Annotated in this window: 16 protein-coding genes; 9 read left to right on the top strand and 7 right to left on the bottom strand. The window is 65.1% G+C overall.

Annotation, left to right across the window (positions count from 1 at the left end; genetic code table 11):
* Window positions 1–50: 50 nt before the first annotated feature.
* From ABGT73_RS11980 to ABGT73_RS11965, 4 genes are all read right to left on the bottom strand, one after another.
* Entirely contained in the window at window positions 51–1085 is a 1035-nt protein-coding gene (locus tag ABGT73_RS11980; protein WP_346669895.1) for an alcohol dehydrogenase, read from the bottom strand.
* 96 nt (window positions 1086–1181) lie between these two features.
* Complete coding sequence (locus tag ABGT73_RS11975; protein WP_346669894.1) at window positions 1182–2297, bottom strand: AI-2E family transporter; 1116 nt, start codon at window positions 2295–2297, stop codon at window positions 1182–1184.
* A gap of 134 nt (window positions 2298–2431) precedes the next feature.
* Window positions 2432–3736: a hypothetical protein gene (locus ABGT73_RS11970; protein ID WP_346669893.1), complete on the bottom strand. Its 1305-nt coding sequence runs from the start codon at window positions 3734–3736 to the stop codon at window positions 2432–2434.
* A gap of 57 nt (window positions 3737–3793) precedes the next feature.
* Window positions 3794–6115 (bottom strand): helix-turn-helix domain-containing protein, encoded by a 2322-nt coding sequence (locus ABGT73_RS11965; protein ID WP_346669892.1) that lies wholly within the window; start codon window positions 6113–6115, stop codon window positions 3794–3796.
* A gap of 419 nt (window positions 6116–6534) precedes the next feature.
* On the opposite strand from ABGT73_RS11965, the gene ABGT73_RS11960 reads away from it, so the two are divergent.
* Window positions 6535–7401 carry a BglG family transcription antiterminator LicT gene (locus ABGT73_RS11960; protein WP_346669891.1) on the top strand — a complete coding sequence of 289 codons (867 nt, stop codon included), beginning with the start codon at window positions 6535–6537 and terminating at the stop codon, window positions 7399–7401.
* Window positions 7402–7554: 153 nt separating this feature from the next.
* Window positions 7555–9681 carry a glucose PTS transporter subunit IIA gene (locus ABGT73_RS11955; protein ID WP_346669890.1) on the top strand — a complete coding sequence of 709 codons (2127 nt, stop codon included), beginning with the start codon at window positions 7555–7557 and terminating at the stop codon, window positions 9679–9681.
* 56 nt (window positions 9682–9737) lie between these two features.
* Here the strand turns inward: ABGT73_RS11955 and ABGT73_RS11950 are convergent, their stop codons facing one another.
* The gene (locus ABGT73_RS11950; protein ID WP_346669889.1) at window positions 9738–10481 is read right to left on the bottom strand and encodes a 4Fe-4S binding protein; all 744 of its coding nucleotides are present in this window, start codon (window positions 10479–10481) and stop codon (window positions 9738–9740) included.
* A gap of 280 nt (window positions 10482–10761) precedes the next feature.
* Here ABGT73_RS11950 and ABGT73_RS11945 point away from each other — a divergent pair, with 280 nt between their 5' ends.
* The 7 genes from ABGT73_RS11945 to ABGT73_RS11915 all read left to right on the top strand — a co-directional run bounded on the left by ABGT73_RS11945 (window position 10762) and on the right by ABGT73_RS11915 (window position 18058).
* Complete coding sequence (locus ABGT73_RS11945; protein ID WP_346670336.1) at window positions 10762–11229, top strand: Hsp20/alpha crystallin family protein; 468 nt, start codon at window positions 10762–10764, stop codon at window positions 11227–11229.
* A gap of 521 nt (window positions 11230–11750) precedes the next feature.
* A complete protein-coding gene (locus ABGT73_RS11940; RefSeq protein ID WP_346669888.1) occupies window positions 11751–13217 on the top strand; it encodes an aminotransferase class V-fold PLP-dependent enzyme in 1467 nt (488 codons plus the stop codon).
* A gap of 16 nt (window positions 13218–13233) precedes the next feature.
* Entirely contained in the window at window positions 13234–14091 is an 858-nt protein-coding gene (gene speE / locus ABGT73_RS11935) for a polyamine aminopropyltransferase (RefSeq protein ID WP_346669887.1), read from the top strand.
* Window positions 14091–14963, top strand: coding sequence for an agmatinase (gene speB, locus ABGT73_RS11930; protein WP_346669886.1), 873 nt, complete (start codon window positions 14091–14093; stop codon window positions 14961–14963). The genes speE and speB overlap by 1 nt, the downstream gene beginning before the upstream one ends.
* 138 nt (window positions 14964–15101) lie before the next feature.
* A complete protein-coding gene (locus ABGT73_RS11925) occupies window positions 15102–16361 on the top strand; it encodes a saccharopine dehydrogenase family protein (RefSeq protein WP_346669885.1) in 1260 nt (419 codons plus the stop codon).
* Window positions 16361–17569 (top strand): carboxynorspermidine decarboxylase, encoded by a 1209-nt coding sequence (locus ABGT73_RS11920; RefSeq protein WP_346669884.1) that lies wholly within the window; start codon window positions 16361–16363, stop codon window positions 17567–17569. Before ABGT73_RS11925 ends, ABGT73_RS11920 begins: the two co-directional genes overlap by 1 nt.
* Before the next feature lie 54 nt (window positions 17570–17623).
* Window positions 17624–18058 (top strand): hypothetical protein, encoded by a 435-nt coding sequence (locus ABGT73_RS11915; protein ID WP_346669883.1) that lies wholly within the window; start codon window positions 17624–17626, stop codon window positions 18056–18058.
* Between the two features lie 230 nt (window positions 18059–18288).
* Here the strand turns inward: ABGT73_RS11915 and ABGT73_RS11910 are convergent, their stop codons facing one another.
* Together ABGT73_RS11910 and ABGT73_RS11905 are read right to left on the bottom strand one after the other, a co-directional pair.
* The gene (locus tag ABGT73_RS11910; RefSeq protein WP_346669882.1) at window positions 18289–19281 is read right to left on the bottom strand and encodes an ABC transporter substrate-binding protein; all 993 of its coding nucleotides are present in this window, start codon (window positions 19279–19281) and stop codon (window positions 18289–18291) included.
* 130 nt (window positions 19282–19411) lie between these two features.
* Complete coding sequence (locus ABGT73_RS11905; RefSeq protein ID WP_346669881.1) at window positions 19412–20950, bottom strand: nitrite/sulfite reductase; 1539 nt, start codon at window positions 20948–20950, stop codon at window positions 19412–19414.
* Window positions 20951–21019: the final 69 nt, after the last annotated feature.

The raw sequence follows: 21019 nt of genomic DNA, 5'->3' as shown, positions 1-21019 counted from the left end.
GCCCGACAAAAAACCTCCCCGCTCATCTGAGCGGGGAGGTTTTTGCATTTTCAGCAGCGGATGGCCACCTTGATGACACCGTCCCGGCGGTGTTCAAACAGGTCGTAGGCCGCCTCGATATCGGCAAGATCGAAAGTGTGGGTGATCAGCGGGGTGGTGTCCAGCTTGCCCGCCGCGATCAGGTCCAGCGTCTCCCGGCAGTGACAGCCGTCCACGCCGCCCGTCTTGAAGGTCAGGTTCTTGCCGTACATATCGGGCAGCGGCAGCACCTGGGGCGCATCGTAGAGGGCCACCACCGTCACGATGGCGTTGGGCCGGGCGCACTGCCAGGCCAGCCGGAAAGTTTCGTCGCTGCCCGCCACCTCCAGCACCGCATCGGCGCCGCCATGGTCGCTGTGGGCCTGCACGAAATCGCAAAGCCCCTCCGGCGGAGCGGTGAGCACCCCGGGATAGTGGGCCTGCACAAAGGCCAGGCGGTCGGCGTCCTTGTCGCAGACGATGATGCGTTTGGGGCCGTAAAGCGCCACGCACTGCAGCGTGCACAGCCCCGTGGGCCCGGCCCCCAGGATCAGCACGGTGTCCTCCGGCGTGATCTCAGAGATTTGGGCCGCCCAGTAGCCGGTGGCCAGAATGTCCCCCACAAACAGAGCCTCTTCGTCGGTGACGGCGTCGGGGATCCTGGTCAGCCCCTGGTCGGCGTAGGGCACCCGCACATATTCCGCCTGGCCGCCGTCGATGCGGCAGCCCAGGGCCCAGCCGCCCTCCGGGTCGGTGCAGTTGTTCACCCAGCCGTGGCGGCAGAAAAAGCAGTCCCCGCAGAAGGTCTCCACATTCACCGCCACCCGGTCGCCGGGGCGCACCGAGGTCACCGCGGTGCCCGCCTGCTCCACGATGCCCACCATCTCGTGGCCCACCGTGATGCCCGGCACCGCCCGGGGTACCGAGCCGTGTTTGATGTGCAGGTCACTGGTGCAGATGCTGCCCAGCGTCACCTTCACGATGGCGTCCCGGTCGTTCTGCAGAACCGGTTTCGGTTTGTCCAGCAGGGCAAAGGTGCCCTCTTTTACATAGGTGTATGCCAGCATGGCGCATGCCTCCTTTGCTTCTATCCTAGCACAGCGTCGCCCCAAAAGCCAGAGGCAAAAAAATCCCGCCGGCGAAAACCGCAGGCGGGACGGAAATCAGGAATGGACGGTGCGTTTGCGCTGCACATCGGCCCGCACCAGGCGGTAGAGGGTGGCGGTGACGGGCACCGCCAGCAGCATGCCCGCGATGCCGCCGATGCCGCCGCCTAAGGTTACGGCGGTGAGCACCCAGATGCCGGGCAGCCCGATGGAGGTGCCCACCACCCGGGGGTAGATCAGATTGCCTTCCAGCTGCTGGAGGATGGCGATGAAGACGAGGAAGCCCACCGCCTGCAGCGGGTTGACGGTGAGGATCATGAAGGCGCCGATGCCCGCGCCCAGATAGGCGCCCACCACGGGCAGCAGGGCGGTGGCGCCCACCAGAGTGCCGATCATGGGGGCGTAGGGCAGCCGGAAGAGCAGCATGCCCAGCGTACAGAGCACCCCGATGATGATGGCCTCGGTGAACTGGCCCACGAAGAATTTGGTGAAGGTGTCGTGGGCGGTGGCCAGCACATACCACAGCCGGTCACAGAAAGAGGCGGGCAGGTAGGTGTCGGCCAGGGCGCGGAACTGGCGGCCCAGGCGCTCCTTGCCGGCCAGCAGGTAGAGGGCGAAGATCACCGCGATGACCACCTGCATGAGGATGCCGCCCAGACTGCTGAGCAGCGCGAAGGCGGAGGAGAAGACGTTGCCCACGCCGGAGGTCAGGTAGGTGGTAGCCTTTTGCAGCAGGTCGGGCCAGTTGAGGTTGAGGGAGCGCAGCCAGTTTTCCAGCTGGGGCATGTCGATGTCCAGGGAGTCCAGCCAGTGGAGGAAGGCGTTGACGGCGGGGGGCACGTTGACCAGCATGACCCGGAAGGCGTCCACCAGCTGGGGAATGATGAGAACCACCAGCAGGGCGGCCACCACGGCGATGATGACCAGCGCCCCGGTGATGCTGATGGCCCGGCGGGCGGGGTAGAGGCGGGAACGGGCATCCCGCAGCGGGGGCAGGGTTTCCAGGCGGGAGACCAGGATGTTCAGCACATAGGCCACGCCGCAGCCCAGCAGCAGGGGCATGAGCAGCGAGAAGAACAGCCGGATGCCGCCGAAGAGGGCGTCGCTGTATTTGAGGGCCAGCAGTATCAGGGCGACGGCCGCCAGGTAGAGCCAGGGCTTTTTGTTCTGCATGGGAAAGTCCTTTCTGCGCAAGGCAAGGTGATGGTATTACTATACCCTATGCCGCCCCGGCGCGCAAGGGACAAAGGGGGCAAAGTGTACAAAAGCGGCCCCGCCGGGCAGGCAGAGCCGCTTGAAACAAAGGATCAGCCGGGCAGGAAGGGACTGTCGGCGGGGCCCAGCAGCAGGACATCGGTATCGGAGGAAGTCAGGGACACCGGGCAGAGCAGCAGCCCCGGCAGGCTCACAGGGCTGCCGTCGCTGTTGGTGGCGGGAATGTCGGTGGGGGTCAGCGTCCAGCGGGGCAGGCCGTCCTTGTCGCAGAGGGCCAGCCCCATGCCGTCAAACTGTTCCCACTGGGGGCAGTCCAGGGTGCCCCACGGGGTCTTGAGCCGGTAGCCGGGCAGGGCGGCATCCCAGTCCAGCGTGTAGGGATCGTCGGAATCCAGGAAGGTGGTCCAGGACCCCTTGGGCGGGTCCATCGCCAGCCGCTGGGCGGCGCCGGGGGCAGGTTCCAGCATCTGCACCCGCAGACTGCCGTCGGTGGCGCGGTAGGTCACCACACAGCAGCCGCTGCCCGACCACTGGGCGTGGAATTCCCCGGTGGACGGAAAGGCGAAATTCCCCACGCTGTCACTGGAAAAGGCTTGGGTGAGCCCCAGATAGTTCACCTCCACCGAGCTGGAACCGTCGGGGGCGGTGAGGGTGTAGCTCCGGAACCCCCAATAGGAAGGCAGAAGCACCACCTGGGTGCAGAGCACCACGGCGAGGGACAGCAGCCCCACCACCAGATGGCGGCGACGGCGGGGCGGCCGGGCACTGCGGAAAAACCGGGCGTCCTGTACCCGCTCCTGCAGCCGTCCGTAGAGCTGGGGGCCTTCCCCGAAGCAGGCGTCGTCGGGGATGGGCACGATCCGCGGGTGCTTCCAGCTGCCCCAGATCAGCACGGTCCAGCCCACAAACCGCTGCACCATGATGATATCCTCCACCGCCAGGTCCTCCTCCCCGCGGGCGGTGACCAGATGAAGCCGGTCGGGGTAGAGGGTGCCGTCCCGCAGACGGCCCAGGGCGCGCCGCAGCAGAAGGCGCAGCGGGAAGTCCTTCAGCGCCAGCATAAAGAGATAAACAAAAACAAGGGGCCAGAAAAACTGCAAAGGGGAAGCCTGCTCCTGGTCCAGCAGCATCCGGCAGGCGTTCACAAAGCATGCCAGCAGGCCGATCAGCGCCGCCGCGCCGATGATCCGCCGCACCAGTGTGCGCCGGGGCATGGCCCGGCCGGCCATCCAGGCCGCCAGCAGGGCCTGGGGGTCCCGGGACAAAGCGCCGGGGGCCAGGTCGGCCCAGCAGTCCCGCGGCGGCGCGGGCTGGTCTGGCTGTGCGGCGGGTGTGACCGCCGCCGGTTCTTTCGGTTCTGCCGGTTCGGCCGCCGGGGTGGGATGCAATTCTTCCATGGCAAACCCTCCTTTCCCCTTATTGTACACCCGGAAAATCTCCGGCACAAGGGCGGGTCAGGCAATGTCGCGCACTTCCTCCAGCGTCCAGGGGCCCGTCAGGCTGTCCGCGGTGAAGGCGGCTTCCTGGTGGCCGCCGGGGGCCTGGGTCAGCGTCAGCCGCCAACCGTCGTCTGCCTTCTCCAGGCGGTCCACCTTGTTCAGCCAGTAGAGCTCCCGGTCCGCCAGAAGGGTCATCCGCTCCTCATCGGTCAGGTTCTCGGCGTCCCAGGGCATCTTTGCCTGCTGCCAGCTGGCGCCGCCGTCCCGGCTCACAAAAACGTCGATCCAGCCCGATTCAAACTGGGAACACCGGGTGGCCACGGCGGTCTGCTCGTCGTAGAATACCACCCCGCTGAGCAGTTCGGACTGGCTTTCCCCAGGCAGGGCGCAATGCTCCCAGCTGACGCCGCCGTCCCGGGTGACGCCGATGGCCATCCCCATGCCGGTGCCCATCGACCAGTCGGTGCAGACGCCGTACCAGCCGAAAGTATCGTCCAGGAAGCCCAGACTGCGCTGGGAGACATCGTGCACCCCCTCGAAGTCCTCCAGCGGCACCTCCTGCCAGCTGGCACCCCGGTCGCGGGTCAGGTGGAGGGTGACCTGCTGCACCTCGTTGTTGCGGGTGGTGGTCAGGAAGGCGCCCAGGTTGTCGGTCATGACGCAGGGCTGGATGTCGTCGGTGGTGCGCACCTCCTCGCTGCCTTCCATCGCCTTGCTGAAGGTGGCGCCGCCGTCCCAGGTGAAATAGACGCCGTCGGTGCGCACCGTATAGTCCTTCTCGCCCGAGAAGGAGGGCGGTGTCTCGGCCAGCGCCTGCTTCTGGGCCTGTTGGGCGGCCTCCTCCTCGGGGCTGGGCAGGCCCAGGGCCTCCCGCAGGTCCCGCACCTGGTCCTCCTCGCTGTAGTAGTGCAGCGTCACCGCCTCGGTGGCTGCCATGGACACCGGGCAGAGGATCAGCGACCCGTCGGGGTCCGGCCCGTCCTCGGCGTCGTAGTCCCGGCCCAGCACCACCGTCCAGTGGGCCAGGCCGTCCTCGTCACAGAGGGCCACCCCCAGCGTGCCGAACTGCACGGTCTCGCTGTAGATCTGGCCGTAATCCGGCGACGAGGCGTCCGACAGGATCTGGATGTTCCCCGAACCGGGCTCGCTGCGCAGCGTCACGCCGGGGTTTACGGCGTCCTCGTACTGCCGCCAGGTGCCCTGGAGCAGCGGCGCCACATTGTAGTAGCTTACTCCCGACCCCCGGTCGCCGTAGGTGGCCAGGAACACATGGGTGGTGCCGTCGGTGGTCTGGTAGGTGATGGCGCAGCAATCCCCCGTCATCCACTGCTTTTTCATCCGGCCCACCGCCGGGTAGGGGAAGGTATCGCCGCTGTGCAGGTCGGTGACCATGCCGGTCTCGGGGTCCCGGCGGAGCATCAGCAGCGTGCCGGTGGGGGAGATCGTCCCCGCAAAGCCCAGCGTGGGGGCCAGCGCCAGCGGAAACACCACCGCCGCCGTCACGGCCAGGGCGATCAGGACGGGGGCCTGCCGCAGCCGGGGCGTGCGGGGGTCGCCGTCGGTGCAGGCATCCGGCACCCGCAGCCGCAGATGGTCCTGCAGGGCGTGGGCGGACTGGGTGCAGCTGTCGTCGGGCACCGTCACAGCCAGCGGGACAAGGCTTCGCTCCCACACCAGCACGGTGCAGCCCCGGTAGCGCCGCACCAGCGCCAGGTCGCCGTAGGGCAGCAGGACGCCGTCCTCCCGGCGCAGCTCCTCCGTATACAGGGTACAGGCGGGCATGCGGCACAGCTCCCTGCCCAGCCGGGACCGCAGCCAGGGGGTCAGGGCCGCAAAGCCCAGCAGCACCAGCCCCGCCGCCAGGGCGGCCAGTGCCAGCGGGTCGGTGGGGCTGCCGCCGAAAAAGTCCTGCACGCTCAATCCTATGCCTGCGAAGAGACCCGCCACCCCCAGCAGGGCCAGGCCCAGCCGCCGCCGGCGCACCTCGGGCAGCCGGCGGCAGGCCAGCACCGCGGCGTTACGCTCGGCGCGGATGGGACGCCGATGGGGCACCCGGGCCAGCGCCGGTTCCTCCGGCCGGGAGGCGGCGGGCGGGACCGGTTCGGACGCCTCCCCGGCGGCGGGCCCGGGCGCTTCCCCGGCCAGCAGGGCGTCCACCGTGACCCCCAGGGCGGCGGACAGGTCGGGCAGCAGCACAATGTCCGGCAGGCCCTGGCCGGTCTCCCATTTGCTCACCGCGCGGTTGGTGATCCCCAGCTTTTCGGCCAGCTGCTGCTGGGTCAGGCCGCGGGCCCGCCGCGCCGCCGCAATGAAAGCACCGATCTTTTTGGCATCCATCGTCCGTTCCTCCTTTGCTGGTTTTCAGTCTACACCCCGCCGGTTGGATTTGCAAGGAACGCCGTGTGGAAGCGCTCTACGCAGCGTGGACCCGCCGGGAAAAGGGCGGAAAAACGCGGAAAAGCGGCCCCCGCCCGGCGCGGCGGCCATCGGCCTTTGCCAAACTGCCCAAAGAACGCGGGGAAAATTGAGCACCCTGCTGAAAAAACGGCGGGAACGCCCCGGGTGGTTGACTTTCGGGGTACGGGTATGGTATTGTCTACACAGATAAAGCAAGCGGCCGAGGGGCCTTGTTGGATTGTTACCGGTAAAGCGGGCTAGACCAACTCCGTTAGGATCTTTTTCTGGTGTCAGGAATGGGATTTTAGGGGGCTGGTTATTTTTTTTGCCCGTCCCGGGCGGAGAAAGGGGGCGACGGAATGCGCATCAAGAAGGTCATCAACAACAACATCCTCTGTGTGATCGACGAAAAAGGCAACGAGATGATCGTCACCGGCAAGGGGTTGGGGTTTGGCCGCAAGGTGGCGCAGTTCGTGGACCCCGCCCAGGTGGAGAAGGTCTACCGCATGGAGGGGCGCACCGGGCAGCGGCGGCTGCGGGAGCTGGTGGAGCAGATCCCCATCGAGCATCTCGAGCTGACCGAGGCGATGATCGCCGAGATCAAGGCGACCATCCATCAGCCCCTCAACGAAAGCCTGCTCATCACGCTGGCGGACCACATCAGCTTTGCCATCCAGCGCAAGGAACAGGGCATCGAGTTCCAGAACCCGCTGGCGGGCAGCGTTCTCTGCTACTATCCCACCGAGTACCAGCTGGGCCAGCGGTGTCTGGCCATGGTCAAAGAGCGGTGCGGGGTGGAGCTGAACGGCGACGAGGCGTCCTTCATTGCGCTGCACATCGTCAACGCCGAGCTCAACACCGACATGAGCGAGATGTACGACATCACCCGCCTCATCGAGGGGGTCATCCAGGTGGTGGAATACTACTACCGGGACCTGGGCGCCTTCGACCGGGAATCCCTGGCCTTTCACCGGTTTGTGGTGCATCTGCGGTACTTTGCCCAGCGGCTCTTCCAGGGCAAGCTGATGACCGACTCCGCCGACGAGAGCGACACGGCCTTCCGGGCGCTCATCGCCCGCAGCTGCAAGGAGCATTATAAATGCGCCCGGTGCGTGGCCGACTATATCGAAAAGACCTGGCACCAGACCCTCTCCCAGGAGGAGCTGATCTACCTGACCATCCACCTCAAGCGGGTGGCGGGGGACCTGCAGGAAGTGGATTCCTGATCCACAACTGAATTTACGAGGATAGTGACTGCACCTTCGCTGTGTAGGCTAGACCTGTATGGCTTTCCCGCCGTTCCGTGGGGGAGCTGTGCGGGTCTGTTTTTATAGAAAGGAAAAGTCCCATACTTTTCACAAGAAATAGGAGGAACCTGTATGAAAGACAAAATCTTCGGCGTGCTGCAGCGTGTGGGCCGCTCCTTCATGCTGCCCATCGCCCTGCTGCCGGTGGCCGGTCTGCTGCTGGGCATCGGCAGCTCCTTCACCAACGAGACGATGCTCCAGGCCTACGGCCTCACCGGCATCATCCACCAGGGCACCGCCCTCTACACCGTGCTGGACATCATGAACCAGTGCGGCAGCGCGGTCTTCAACAACCTGGCCCTGCTCTTCGCCATGGGCGTGGCCATCGGCATGGCCAAGAAGGAGAAGGAAGTGGCCGCCCTTTCCGGTGCCATCGCCTACCTGGTCATGAACACCGCCATCTCCGCCATGATCAACGCCGCCGGCGGCGTGGAGGCCATGGCCGACAACACCACCACCTCCATGCTGGGCATCACCACCCTGCAGATGGGCGTCTTCGGCGGCATCATCGTGGGCCTCGGCGTGGCGGCTCTCCACAACCGCTTCTATAAGACCCAGCTGCCTCAGGTGCTCTCCTTCTTCGGCGGCACCCGCTTCGTGCCCATCGTCTGTACCGCCGTCTACCTGGTGGTGGGAATCGCCATGTTCTACGTCTGGCCCATCGTCCAGGCCGGCATCTCCATGCTGGGCAACCTGGTGCTGGTCTCGGGCTACGCCGGTACCTGGCTCTACGGCCTCATCGAGCGCGCCCTCATTCCCTTCGGCCTGCACCACGTCTTCTACATCCCCTTCTGGCAGACCAGCGTGGGCGGCACCGCCGTCATCGACGGCGTCACCGTCCAGGGCGCCCAGAACATCTTCTTCGCCGAACTGGCCTCCAAGAACACGGTGGAATTCTCGGTGTCCGCCACCCGGTTCATGTCCGGTAAGTTCCCCCTCATGATCTTCGGCCTGCCCGGCGCCGCCCTGGCCATGTACCGCGCCGCCCGCCCCGAAAAGCGCAAGGTGGTGGCCGGTCTGCTGCTCTCCGCCGCGCTGACCTCCATGCTCACCGGCATCACCGAACCCCTGGAATTCACCTTCCTGTTTGTGGCCCCCGTCATGTACGCCGTCCACTGCGTCTACGCCGGCCTGGCCTATATGCTCATGCACATCTTCAATGTGGGCGTGGGCATGACCTTCTCGGGCGGCCTCATCGACCTGACCCTCTTCGGCATCCTCCAGGGCGAGGCCAAGACCCACTGGATCTGGGTGGTCATTGTGGGTGTGGTCTACTTCGTGCTCTACTACTTCACCTTCTACTTCATGATCACCAAAATGAACCTCATGACCCCCGGCCGGGAGGCGGGCGACGGCGAGGCCAAGCTCTACACCCGGGCCGACTTCAAGGAGAAGACCGGCGTGGGCCCCGAGGCCGCCGGTGCCGCCAGCCATGACCAGGTGTCGGCGCTGATCCTCCAGGGCCTGGGCGGCAAGGCCAACCTCTCCGACGTGGACTGCTGCGCCACCCGTCTGCGGGTCACCGTGGTGGATTCCGGCAAGGTGAACGACGCCCTGCTGCGCCAGAGCGGTGCCTCCGGCGTCATCCACAAGGGCAACGGCATCCAGGTCATCTACGGACCCCAGGTGGCGGTGATCAAGTCCAACCTGGAAGACTATATGGACAGCCCCGCCTCCGACGCCCCCGTGGCGCCCGCGGCTCCGGCCGCCCCGGCCCCCAAGGCGGAAACCCCCAAGGAGACCGTCCCCGCCGAGACCTTCGGCGCCCACCTCGCCGGCACGGTGGTAGCCATGGCCGACGTGCAGGATGAAGCCTTCGCCTCCGGCGTGCTGGGGGACGGCGTGGCCATCGAACCCGCCGAGGGCAAACTGCTGGCCCCGGCGGACGCCACGGTGGACAACCTCTTTGACACCCACCATGCCATCGGCCTGGTGACCGAGGGCGGCGCCGAGCTGCTGCTCCACATCGGCATCGACACCGTCAAGCTGAACGGCGAGCACTTCACCGCCCATGTGAAAAATGGTCAGAAGGTGAAGAAGGGCGATCTGCTCATCAGCTTCGACATCGACGCCATCAAGTCGGCGGGCTATATGGTCACCACCCCCATGATCGTCTGCAACACCGACCGCTATGCCGCCGTGAAGACGCTGGCTTCCGGCCAGGTCACGGCGGGCCAGGACCTGCTGCGGGTGGAATAACCTTCTATAATAAACGGGAGCGCCCCGCCGGGGCGCTCCCGTTTTGGTATGCGGTGTTACAGGAACAGCTCGTTTTCCTTCCGCCCGGCGCAGAGGGGCTCCAGGTGGGCGGAGAGAGCCGCCAGAGCCTGGGGGTCGGGACTGCGGGCCTCGGCGGGGCAGAGGCGCACACACCGCATGCAGCCGATGCAGCGGGCCGGATCGGTCTGGCGCGGGTCGGCGGCGTCGATGGCGCCGGTGGGACAGGCGGCGGCACAGCGGCCGCAGCCGATGCACCGCTTGGAGGTGCGGGGCACCATGGCCTTTGCCATCCCCGGCTTGTAGGGACGGTTGCCGGGCAGGGTGGGGACGGTGTCGTTACCGGCGTCCAGCTTGGCCTGAATTTTGCCCCAGAAGCCCTGAAGGACGGCTTTGTCGGCTTCATCAGGGCGCCCGGCGGCGAACTGCCGGGCGATGGAGTGCTCCGCCACCGCGGCCACACCGGCCGCCACCCGGAACCCGGCGGCCTCCGCCAGGTCGGCCAGCTCTGCCAGGGTATCCTCATAGGCCCGGTTGCCGTAGACGCAGACCAGCACCGCCCGGGCGCCGCCGCCCTGCACCTGTGCCAGACGCCGGGCGGCGGGCACAGGCACCCGGCCGCCGTAGGAGGGCACGGCGATGATCGCCACATCGTCGGCGGTGAGCGTTACGGAGGCAAAATCCCGGTCCCGGTCACACAGGTCGATGACCTGCCCCGGGCAGAGGGCGTCCGCCACCGCCCGGGTGCCGCCGGTGGGGCTGAAAAGCAGTTGGTAAATCATGGCGAAAACCTTCTTTCTTGGGGGAATTCCTGCCCCTATCATACGAAAAAACCGACCCTTTGTACAGGGGCCGGGGAGAAATCGCATATTTTGTGAACAAACATTGCATGAAATGTAAACATTAGCACTCAATACTTGACAGTGCTAATTCACGGTGCTATACTGAAGGCGTTCCAAGAGAACAAAGGGTGATGCGAAAGCAGAACCCCGAAAGGCCAGATCAAAAGTCCGACGCCGGAAAATGACCGGCAGCCGATGAGAATTGGAGGAATGACTTATGATGATGGTGCCTTATATGTTTCATGATGCTCTGCTGGACGATTGGTTCCAGAATGATTGGGATCGCGACTTTGACCGCATGATGGAAGCGGCTGATCCCCGCCGCGCTTTTGGCAAACGCAGCGCCAATGTGATGAAGACCGATGTGCGGGAGACCGAGAACGGCTATGATGTCTTTGTGGATCTGCCCGGCTTCAAGAAGGAAGACGTGAAGCTGGATCTGCAGAACGGCTATCTGACCATCACGGCCAACCGCACCGCCGACCATGACGAGAAGGATGGCCAGGGCCATTACATCCGTCAGGAGCGGTACACCGGTTCCTGCGCCCGCAGCTTCTATGTGGGCGACGAGCTGAAGCCCGAGGACGTGAAGGCCAGCTTTGAGGACGGTATCCTGAAGCTGAACCTGCCCAAGGCGGAAGCCAAGAAGCTGCCTGAGAAGCAGCCTACCCAGATCGAGATTCTGTAATGGTACCTCCAAGAGGGGGACCATCCCGCAGGGGATGGCCCCCTTTTTGCTGTTTCAGGGGACTTTACAAAAATTTTCATTGACATTTTTTTCGCAATATGATACGATACCTTCGATTTTGAAAGACGAATCGTGCAGGAGTTTTTCAAAGCAATTTACCCAGGACCGCCCACCAGGGGCTAAGGCCATACGGACAGCCGGGTCCACTGCCGATCGGCAACTTGGGTTGCCTTATTGATGGAGTTAAAAGCTCAAATTTTATAAGTTGGTTCCTTTGATAACCAGAAATTGCGTGTTCCGCACGCAGACTTGTGAAACGGTCAATAAGAGTAGTAAAAGTAGAATTGCTATATAGACTCTGGACACGATACGCCCGAAACATGCCGCTGCCCTTGCCCCCCGCTCTGCCCGGGGACGGGGCGCTTTGCGGCGAAAACGGTCGAAGACAGCGCAAGTCTGCACGAAAGTGCGGTCTTGCGTTTTTTTGTTTTGTCAAGGGAGCCACGGGACGGAGGAAAACTATGAACGGGAATCCCAACCGCACCCGTCTGGACCAGCGCCGCGCGCCGATCCACGAGGCGCTGGAAAATTTCCGCCGTATGCGGGTGGTGCCCTTTGATGTGCCGGGCCACAAGCGCGGCCGGGGCAACCCCGAACTGACGGCCTTTCTGGGCCAGCAGTGCGTGGGGGTGGACGTGAACAGCATGAAACCGCTGGACAACCTCTGCCATCCGGTGTCGGTGATCCGGGAGGCCGAGGAACTGGCCGCCGATGCCTTCGGCGCCGCCCACGCCTTCCTGATGGTGGGGGGCACCACCAGTTCGGTGCAGAGCATGGTGCTCACCGCCTGCAAGCGGGGGGACGAGATCATCCTGCCCCGCAACGTCCACCGCAGTGTGCTCAACGCCCTGGTGCTCTGCGGCGCCGTGCCGGTCTATGTGAACCCCGAGGTGGACCAGCGTCTGGGCATTTCCTTAGGCATGCGCCGGGAACAGGTGGCCAAGGCCATCGCCGAGCATCCCAACGCCGTGGCGGTGCTGGTGAATAACCCCACCTACTACGGCATCTGCAGCGATCTGCGGGCCATCGTGCGGATGGCCCACGACGCCGGCATGCTCTGCCTTGCCGACGAAGCCCACGGCACCCACTTCTATTTCGGCGGCGGACTGCCGGTCTCCGCCATGGCCGCCGGGGCCGATATGGCCGCCGTGTCGATGCACAAGAGCGGCGGCAGCCTGACCCAGTCCAGCCTGCTGCTCTGTGGCCCCAAGGTCCACGCGGGCTATGTGCGGCAGATCATCAACCTGACCCAGACCACCTCGGGCAGCTACCTGCTCATGTCCAGCCTGGATATTTCCCGGAGAAACCTGGCCCTGCGGGGGCGGCAGGTCTTCCACCAGGTGGCGGACATGGCGGAGTACGCCCGGGAGGAGATCAACGCCATCGGCGGGTACTACGCCTTCGGCAAGGAGCTGTGCAACGGGGATTCGGTCTTTGACTTCGACACCACCAAGCTCAGCATCCACACCCGGGACATCGGTCTGGCGGGCATCGAGGTGTACGACATCCTGCGGGACGAGTACGATATCCAGATCGAGTTCGGCGATATCGGCAACATTCTGGCGTATCTCTCCATGGGCGACCGGCCCCAGGAGCTGGAGCGGCTGGTGAGCGCCCTGGCGGAGATACGCCGCCGCTACCACACCGACGGCACGGGGCTGCTCAACCAGGAATACATCGACCCCGAGGTGGTGGCCAGCCCCCAGCAGGCCTTCTACGCCGACAAGATCAGCCTGCCTTTGCGGGAGACCGAGGGCAGGGTGTGCAGCGAGTTTGTCATGTGTTATCCCCCGGGCATTCCCATTCTGGCGCCGGGGGAGCGCATCACCGGGGAGATCCTCGACTATATCGAATACGCCAAGGCCAAGGGCTGCAGCATGACGGGACCGGAAGACCCCGATATCCTGCGCCTCAACGTGCTGGCGTAAAGGGAGGGACCTTTGTATGGAAATGTGGTTTTCGGAATTTCACACCCCCGATGTGAAGCACAGCATCCGGGTGAACCGGCAGCTCTACTCCAAGCAGAGCGACTACCAGCGCATCGACATTTTCGAGACGCCGGAGTTCGGCCGGGTGCTGACGCTGGACGGCAATGTCATGCTCACCGAGCGGGACGAGTTCATCTACGACGAGATGATCACCCATGTGCCCATGTCGGTGCACCGGCAGGCCAAGGACATTCTGGTCATCGGCGCCGGGGACGGCGGCGTGGTGCGGGAGCTGACCCGGTACGACCGGGTGGAGCGCATCGACCTCGTAGAGATGGACCCCATGGTGGTGGAGGCCTGCCGGGCGTACCTGCCGGGCAACGCCTGCCGGATGGATGACCGCCGGGTGCACATCTACTTTGAGAACGCCCTCAAGTTCATCCGCCGCTGCGAGGAGGAGTACGACCTCATCATCGTGGATTCCTCCGATCCCTTCGGCCCGTCGGAGGGACTGTTCACCCGGGAATTCTACGGCAACTGCTTCAACGCCCTGAAATCCGACGGCATCATGGTGAACCAGCAGGGCAGTCCCTTCTACGCCGAGGACGCCAGCGCCATGCAGCGCAGCCACAAGCGGATCGCCAGCACCTTCCCCATCAGCAAGGTGTACCAGGCCCACATCCCCACCTTTGCGGCGGGGTACTGGCTGTTCGGCTTTGCCAGCAAAAAGTATCATCCCATCGATGACCTGGACGCCGCCGCCTGGAACGCGCTGAACATGCGCACCCGCTATTACACCACCCGGCTGCATGTCGGGGCATTCTATCTGCCGGCATTTCTCGAAGAGATGCTGCTGGAAGTGGAGGACCGCTGATGCTGCCACGCAATGTTGAAACCTTTATCGGGTGCGACAGCGCCTACCGCAGCGCCGAGATCGTGCTGTACGGCGCCCCCTACGATTCCACCACCAGCTACCGGCCGGGAGCCCGGTTCGGCCCGGCGGCCATCCGCCATGAGAGCTACGGCATCGAGACCTACAGCCCCTACCAGAACACCGACCTGACCGACTGCGAGATCTTTGACAGCGGCGACCTGGAACTCTGCTTCGGCAGCAGCGAGAGCGCCCTCATCGACATTGAATCCCGGGCGGCGGAGATCCTGCGGGACGGCAAGCTGCCGCTGCTGCTGGGCGGCGAGCACCTGGTCACGCTGGGGGCGGTGCGGGCGGTGGCGGCGCGGTATCCCGAGCTGCACATCGTCCACTTTGACGCCCACGCCGATTTGCGGGACGATTATCTCGGAGCCAAGCTCAGCCACGCCTGCGTGCTGCGCCGCTGCCACGACCTGCTGGGAGATGGCCGCATCCACCAGTTCTGCATCCGCAGCGGCGACCGGGAGGAGTTCGAGTTTGCCGCCCGCCACACCGATCTGCGCCGGTTCGATTTCACCGGGCTGGGGGAACTGACCCAGTGGCTCTGCGATACCAAAGTGCCGGTCTACCTGACCATTGATCTGGACTGCCTGGACCCGTCGGCCTTCCCCGGCACCGGCACGCCGGAGGCGGGGGGCGTCAGCTTTTTGCAGCTGCTGGACGCCATCCGCACCGTGACCCGGGCCAACATCGTGGGGGCGGACCTCAACGAGCTGGCCCCCACGCTGGATACCAGCGGTATTTCCACCGCCACCGCCTGCAAGACATTGCGGGAGCTGCTGCTGGCGCTGGTGCATAACCGGGCTAAGGTTTAAAGATCAGCAGAGGGGTCCTCTGCCGGGGTGCCCCGCTGTTTTCCCGCAACTACCCTGCCCCGGAATATTTGTTTGGAATTTCTTCGGTTCCTTCTTTGTAAAGAAGGAACAAAAAACGTACACAAAGGAGTCATCACCATGAGCAAAGTTCTTGTCATCGGCTGCGGCGGCGTTGCCAGCGTTGCCATCCAGAAATGCTGCCAGGTCAGCGACGTTTTCACCGAGCTGTGCATCGCCAGCCGCACCAAGTCCAAGTGCGACGCCCTGGCCGAAAAACTGGCCCCCATCACCAAAACCAAGATCACCACCGCCCAGGTGGACGCCGACAAGGTGGACGAGCTGATCGCCCTCATCAAGAGCTATGGCCCGGACCTCGTCATGAACATCGCCCTGCCCTACCAGGACCTTACCATCATGGACGCCTGCCTTGCCTGCGGCGTCAACTATATGGACACCGCCAACTATGAGCCGGAAAACACCGACGACCCCGCATGGCGCGCCATCTACGAGAAGCGCTGCAAGGAAGCGGGCTTCTCGGCCTACTTCGACTACTCCTGGCAGTGGGCCTACAAGAAAAAGTTCGAGGACGCCGGCCTCACCGCCCTGCTGGGCTGCGGCTTTGACCCGGGCGTGACCCAGGCCTACTGCGCCTACGCGGCCAAGCACGAGTTCGACACCATCGACACCATCGACATTCTGGACTGCAACGGCGGCGACCACGGCTATGCCTTCGCCACCAACTTCAACCCCGAGATCAACCTGCGGGAGGTCAGTGCCCCCGGCAGCTACTGGGAGAACGGCCACTGGGTGGAAGTGCCCGCCATGAGCATCAAGCGGGAATACAACTTCGACCAGGTGGGCGATAAGGACATGTACCTGCTCCACCACGAGGAGATCGAATCCCTGGGCAAGAACTTCCCCGGCGTCAAGCGCATCCGGTTCTTCATGACCTTCGGCCAGAGCTACCTGGACCACATGCGCTGCCTGGAGGACGTGGGCATGCTCTCCACCACGCCGATCAACTACAACGGCCAGGAGATCGTCCCCATCCAGTTCCTGAAAGCCCTGCTGCCCGACCCGGCCAGCCTGGGCCCCCGCACCAAGGGCAAGACCAACATCGGCTGCATCTTCACCGGCACCAAGGACGGCAAACCCAAGACCTACTACATCTATAACGTCTGCGACCACCAGGAATGCTACAAGGAAGTGGGCAGCCAGGCCATCAGCTACACCACCGGTGTACCGGCCATGTGCGGCGCCCTGATGGTGCTCACCGGCCAGTGGACCAAGCCCGGCGTCTACACCGTGGAGGAGTTCAACCCCGACCCGTTCCTGGACGCCCTGGATAAATACGGCCTGCCCCGCAGCGAAAACCGCGCCCCGGCGCTGGTGGACTGATGCCAGGCCCCGATACCCGCGCCCCTTTTACAGCCCTGGGCGGGGTGGTGCCCGCGGAATTCGCCGCGCTGCCCACCCCCTGCTACCTGCTGGACGAGGGGGCACTGGCCCGCAACGGCAAGATGCTGGGCGAGCTGGCCGCCCGCACCGGCTGCAAGGTGCTGCTGGCCCAAAAGGCCTTCAGCAACTACGACCTCTACCCGGTGCTGGCGCCCTGTCTCGCGGGCACCGAGGCCAGCGGCCTGTTTGAAGCGCGTCTCGGCGCCGAGGAGATGCCCGGGAAGGAGGTCCACGTCTTCTGCGCGGCCTACCGGGAGGACGAGATGGCGGAACTGCTGCGGTGGGCCGACCATATCGTCTTCAACTCCCCGGCCCAGCTGGCAAAATTCGGTCCCATGGCAAAAGCCGCGGGCAAAAGCGTGGGGCTGCGGGTGAACCCGGAATGCTCCACCCAGGAGGGCCACGCCATCTATGACCCCTGCGCCCCCGGCAGCCGTCTGGGCACCACCCGGGCCCAGTGGGACGCCGCGGTGGCCCAAAATCCCGCCCTGCCGGATCTGCTGGACGGGCTTCACTTCCATACCCTCTGCGAGCAGGATTCCGACGCCCTGGCGGTGACGCTGGACGCGGTGGCGGAAAAATTCGGCGATTTGCTGCCCCGCATGAAATGGCTCAACATGGGCGGCGGGCACCACATCACCCGGCCGGGGTATGACCTGGCCACGCTGGAACGGTGCATCGCCCGGGCCCAGGCCGACTGGGGCGTGACGGTGTATCTGGAACCGGGGGAGGCCTGCGCCCTCAACGCCGGGTATTTCCTCACCCGGGTGCTGGACGTGGTGCAGAACGGCGATACCACGGTGGCGATTCTCGACGCCAGCGCCGCCTGCCATACGCCGGATGTCATCGAGATGCCCTACCGCCCGCCGCTGCTCTTTGCCGCCGACCCCGGGGAAAAGCCCTGCACCGTGCGGCTGGCCGGTCCCACCTGCCTGGCGGGGGATGTCTTCGGGGACTACAGCTTCGACGCGGTGCCCCGGCCCGGCGACCTGCTGGTCTTCGGGGATATGGCCATCTACACCACCTGCAAGAACAACACCTTCAACGGCATGCCGCTGCCCGCCATATGGGTGCGCGGCGCCGACGGCGCCTGCCGGGCGCTGGTGCAGTTCGGCTACCGGGACTTCAAAGTCCGCCTGGGCCGGTGAATAACGCCGCCTCTTCCGGGGCATCCTAGCCAAAACGGAAGGGGAGAGATACCGATGATTCAGGAGGATACCATCCGGCTGCTGCGGGAGTGTGACGCCGGGGTGGCCATGGGCATTTCGGCCATCGACCAGGTGATGGACGCGGCCAAAAGTCAGTCCCTGCGGGATGCGCTGGCCCGCTGCCGCACCGAACATGAGCAGCTGCAAAGCGAGGTCGTGGAGGCGCTCCACCGCTTCCACGACGAGGGCAAGGAGCCCAACCCCATCGCCCAGGGCATGTCCTGGATGAAGACGGGGGCCATGCTGACGATGAACGAGAGCGACGCCACCATCGCCGACCTCATCACCGACGGCTGCAACATGGGGGTCAAGTCGCTGAACCGCTACCTCAACCAGTACGAGGCCGCCAGCGAGGACGCCAAGGACATTACCAAGCGGCTCATCGCCCTGGAGGAAAAACTGGCCGAGGATATCCGCCGGTTCCTGTAAAACGCAAACCGCCCGCCCGGGACTTCCCGGACGGGCGGTTTTTTGCGCATGGTTCAAAATGGTCTGCACCAGCGGACATGCGCCGACCGGTGTCCGCGGCGGGGATGAATCCCCGCCCTACAGCCAATGGGACGTGGAGCCCGTAGGGCGGGGTCTTGACCCCGCCGTTTGCCCAACAAGAAATCCCGACGCCTGCCAGGGCGCCGGGGTTTTGCTGTATCAGAGAAAGGTCAGCCCGCCGGATAGAGGATATCCGCCACCTTCTGGTAGGCTTCGCCCCAGCGGGCGTTGGGCTTCAGGTGGTAGAGCTCCTTCTCCATGATGTAGAACCGGCCGTTCTGCACGGCGGAAAGGGTCTCCCACGCCGGGTTGGAGGTCAGTGCCGCGTCCAGCGTCTTCTGGGCGGCGGCCTGGTCGCTGCCCTGGAACACCACGAAGATGTAGTCGGGGTCATCGGCGATGATCCGCTCCAGGCTCAGATCCTCCAGCAGGCCGGTGTCACTGTCGGCGATGTTCACCGCTCCCAGGTCGGCCAGGATCTCGCCCAGCACGGTGCCCTTGCTGTTCTTCACCTTGCAGCTGGTGCTGGCCGACCGCAGCAGCAGCACCGTGGGGGCGCTGCCGTCGTTCTGCTCCTTGGCCTTGTCCACCTGGGCCTGCACGTCCAGGCCGTAGGTCTGGTAGTTCTCGGGATGGCCGGTGATCCGGGTGCAGACATCCAGCATCTCGAGATAATCATTGAAGCTGTTCACCCCGAAGTAGGCCACCGGCACCCCCAGCTGTTCCAGACTGGGCAGCAGCTCCACGTTGGAGGTGGTGTTGCTGCTGGCGATGACCAGGTCGGGGGCCGATGCGATGAGCTCCTCCAGGTTGGGTTCCATCAGGCTGCCCAGGTTGGCCACATCGTCGCCCAGGTTCAGGTCAAAATCCGTCCAGGCGTCCGAGGCGGCGGCCACCAGGGAATCCTGGCCGCCCGCCAGGCACCACACGTCGGCGTAGCTGCCCAGCAGCACGGCCACCCGCTCAGGGTTTGCCGGCACCGTGACCTCCCGGTCCAGATCGTCGGTGAAGGTCAGGGTAGTGACCGCCGTCTCGGGGCTGGCCGGGGCGGATTCCGCCGTTTCGCTACCGGGGGCCGGGGCGGAACTCTCCGCCACCGTGGAGGCTCCGCAGCCCGTCAGCAGCAGCGCCGTGCACAGGACAGGAAAAATACGATTCATCATGGTTTTGTTTCCTTTCAGTTGGTTTGTCTGCCCAGTATATCCTGCCCGGTGGGCGGTGTCAAGTCAACCAAAAGCCCCGCAGGGCAAAAGGCGCTTGCCTTTTACACCGCGGGGCTTGCCGTTTACTAAGTTACAGGTACTTGGCCAGGATCTCCTTCATCTCGTCGGCGTGGGCGGTGTGCCAGGTCTCCCAGTTCTCACCGGCCGCAGCCGCCGCGCGGCCCAGCTCCACCAGCAGGTCGGGCAGGTCGCTCTCATAGACCACACCCTGCGCGTCGCCGAACTTCTCGGCGCCCAGGGCGTCGCTGCCGCCCAGGAACATCCGGAAGGCGGGGGCGGGGGTGCTGCCCGGCACCGGCTTGACGCAGCCCTGGAAGCCAATGGCCGCGGCCTGATGGCCGGAGCAGCTGGAGGGGCAGCCCGAGATGCAGATCCTGGGCAGGGCACCGTCGGGGATACCGGCCTCCCGCACGGCCTCCACGCAGGCATGCAGCGCACCCTGGCTGTCCCGCACGCCCTGCTGGCAGATGGACGCGCCGATGCAGGCCACGCTGGTCTCAAAGACCGTCTTGGCGCCGTCGGCGGTGGCCGCCAGCACGCGGCGGGCCTCGTCGGCGGTCAGGTTGATGACGTAGAGCGTCTCATTGGGGGCCACGCGGCACTCGGCGGCGGGCATATCGCCCAGCAGCGCCGCCAGTTCCGCCGGCTTGTCGGTGGGCAGGATGCCGCCGATGGGATGGTACACCACGGCGTAGAGGCCGGCCTGCTTCTGGGGGATGGCCCGGGCGTCGGTGAGGCTGCCCTCGCCGGTCTTGGTGACGGCGGCGGGGGTCAGGTTGAGGTCCAGGCCGCCCTCGGCCTTGCGGGCCGCCAGGGCCTCGTTGAACAGACGGCAGAGTTCCTCGGCGCCCAGCGTCTCCTGCAGGTAGCGGGTACGGGACTTGGCGCGGTTCTCGTAGTTGCCGTGGGCGCAGAAGACGTCGATCATCCCCCGGATGGCGTAGAGCACATCGGAGGCGGGCAGGCTCTCCACGGCCAGCACGCCCATGCGGTGGTTGTTGCCCAGGCCGCCGGCGATATACAGCCGGAAGGTGCCGTCCGGCTGGGCGATGAAGCCCATATCCCGGAAGGTGGCATGGACGCAGTCATCCACGCCGTTGCAGAAGGCCACCTTCAGCTTGCGGGGCATGTGGATGTCCCGGCAGATGGACAGCAGATAGTTGCTGGCCGCCTCGGCCCAGGGCAGCACGTCGAAGGCCTCGCCGGGCTGTACGCCGGTCAGCGGGCTGGCCATGACGTTGCGGGGGTTGTCGCCGCCGCCGCCGCGGGTGATGATGTCGCAGTCGATGGCGCCCTCCATCAGGATGGGGATCAGCTCGGGGGCCAGGTTGTGCAGCTGGATGGTCTGGCAGGTGGCCAGCTTCATGGGGGCGATGCGGTACTGGCTGGCGATGCGGGCCAGGAACTGCAGCCGGGGGCCGGTCAGGCGGCCGCCGGGCATGCGCAGGCGCAGCATGTGTTTGGTGCCGTCCCGCTGGGCGTAGGTGCCGAAGCCGCCCGAAGCGCCCTTGTAGTCCTTGCGGGACATTTCGCCTGCGGCGAAAGCCCGGGTCTTCTGGGTGAATTCCTGAATCTCGTTGCGGAAGAGATCAAGCCACTGTTCGTTCATGAAAGATTGCTCCTTTGACCGTACCTGTTTTGACAATTGTACACAGGGTAGTATACCACGCTGATCCAC

Source organism: uncultured Subdoligranulum sp. (assembly GCF_963931595.1).
Taxonomy (GTDB): domain Bacteria; phylum Bacillota; class Clostridia; order Oscillospirales; family Ruminococcaceae; genus Gemmiger.
The sequence above is the reverse complement of the archived record's forward strand: the minus strand, read 5'-3'. Positions and strand labels throughout refer to the sequence as shown.

What these genes read in the sequence shown, in the direction of transcription:
- ABGT73_RS11980 (WP_346669895.1), bottom strand. Translation starts at nt 1,085, where the DNA reads ATGCTGGCATACACCTATGTAAAAGAGGGCACCTTTGCCCTGCTGGAC.
- ABGT73_RS11960 (WP_346669891.1), top strand. Translation starts at nt 6,535, where the DNA reads ATGCGCATCAAGAAGGTCATCAACAACAACATCCTCTGTGTGATCGAC.
- ABGT73_RS11945 (WP_346670336.1), top strand. Translation starts at nt 10,762, where the DNA reads ATGATGGTGCCTTATATGTTTCATGATGCTCTGCTGGACGATTGGTTC.
- ABGT73_RS11915 (WP_346669883.1), top strand. Translation starts at nt 17,624, where the DNA reads ATGATTCAGGAGGATACCATCCGGCTGCTGCGGGAGTGTGACGCCGGG.
- ABGT73_RS11910 (WP_346669882.1), bottom strand. Translation starts at nt 19,281, where the DNA reads ATGATGAATCGTATTTTTCCTGTCCTGTGCACGGCGCTGCTGCTGACG.
- speE (WP_346669887.1), top strand. Translation starts at nt 13,234, where the DNA reads ATGGAAATGTGGTTTTCGGAATTTCACACCCCCGATGTGAAGCACAGC.
- ABGT73_RS11925 (WP_346669885.1), top strand. Translation starts at nt 15,102, where the DNA reads ATGAGCAAAGTTCTTGTCATCGGCTGCGGCGGCGTTGCCAGCGTTGCC.
- ABGT73_RS11965 (WP_346669892.1), bottom strand. Translation starts at nt 6,115, where the DNA reads ATGGATGCCAAAAAGATCGGTGCTTTCATTGCGGCGGCGCGGCGGGCC.
- ABGT73_RS11950 (WP_346669889.1), bottom strand. Translation starts at nt 10,481, where the DNA reads ATGATTTACCAACTGCTTTTCAGCCCCACCGGCGGCACCCGGGCGGTG.
- ABGT73_RS11970 (WP_346669893.1), bottom strand. Translation starts at nt 3,736, where the DNA reads ATGGAAGAATTGCATCCCACCCCGGCGGCCGAACCGGCAGAACCGAAA.
- ABGT73_RS11975 (WP_346669894.1), bottom strand. Translation starts at nt 2,297, where the DNA reads ATGCAGAACAAAAAGCCCTGGCTCTACCTGGCGGCCGTCGCCCTGATA.
- speB (WP_346669886.1), top strand. Translation starts at nt 14,091, where the DNA reads ATGCTGCCACGCAATGTTGAAACCTTTATCGGGTGCGACAGCGCCTAC.
- ABGT73_RS11955 (WP_346669890.1), top strand. Translation starts at nt 7,555, where the DNA reads ATGAAAGACAAAATCTTCGGCGTGCTGCAGCGTGTGGGCCGCTCCTTC.
- ABGT73_RS11940 (WP_346669888.1), top strand. Translation starts at nt 11,751, where the DNA reads ATGAACGGGAATCCCAACCGCACCCGTCTGGACCAGCGCCGCGCGCCG.
- ABGT73_RS11905 (WP_346669881.1), bottom strand. Translation starts at nt 20,950, where the DNA reads ATGAACGAACAGTGGCTTGATCTCTTCCGCAACGAGATTCAGGAATTC.
- ABGT73_RS11920 (WP_346669884.1), top strand. Translation starts at nt 16,361, where the DNA reads ATGCCAGGCCCCGATACCCGCGCCCCTTTTACAGCCCTGGGCGGGGTG.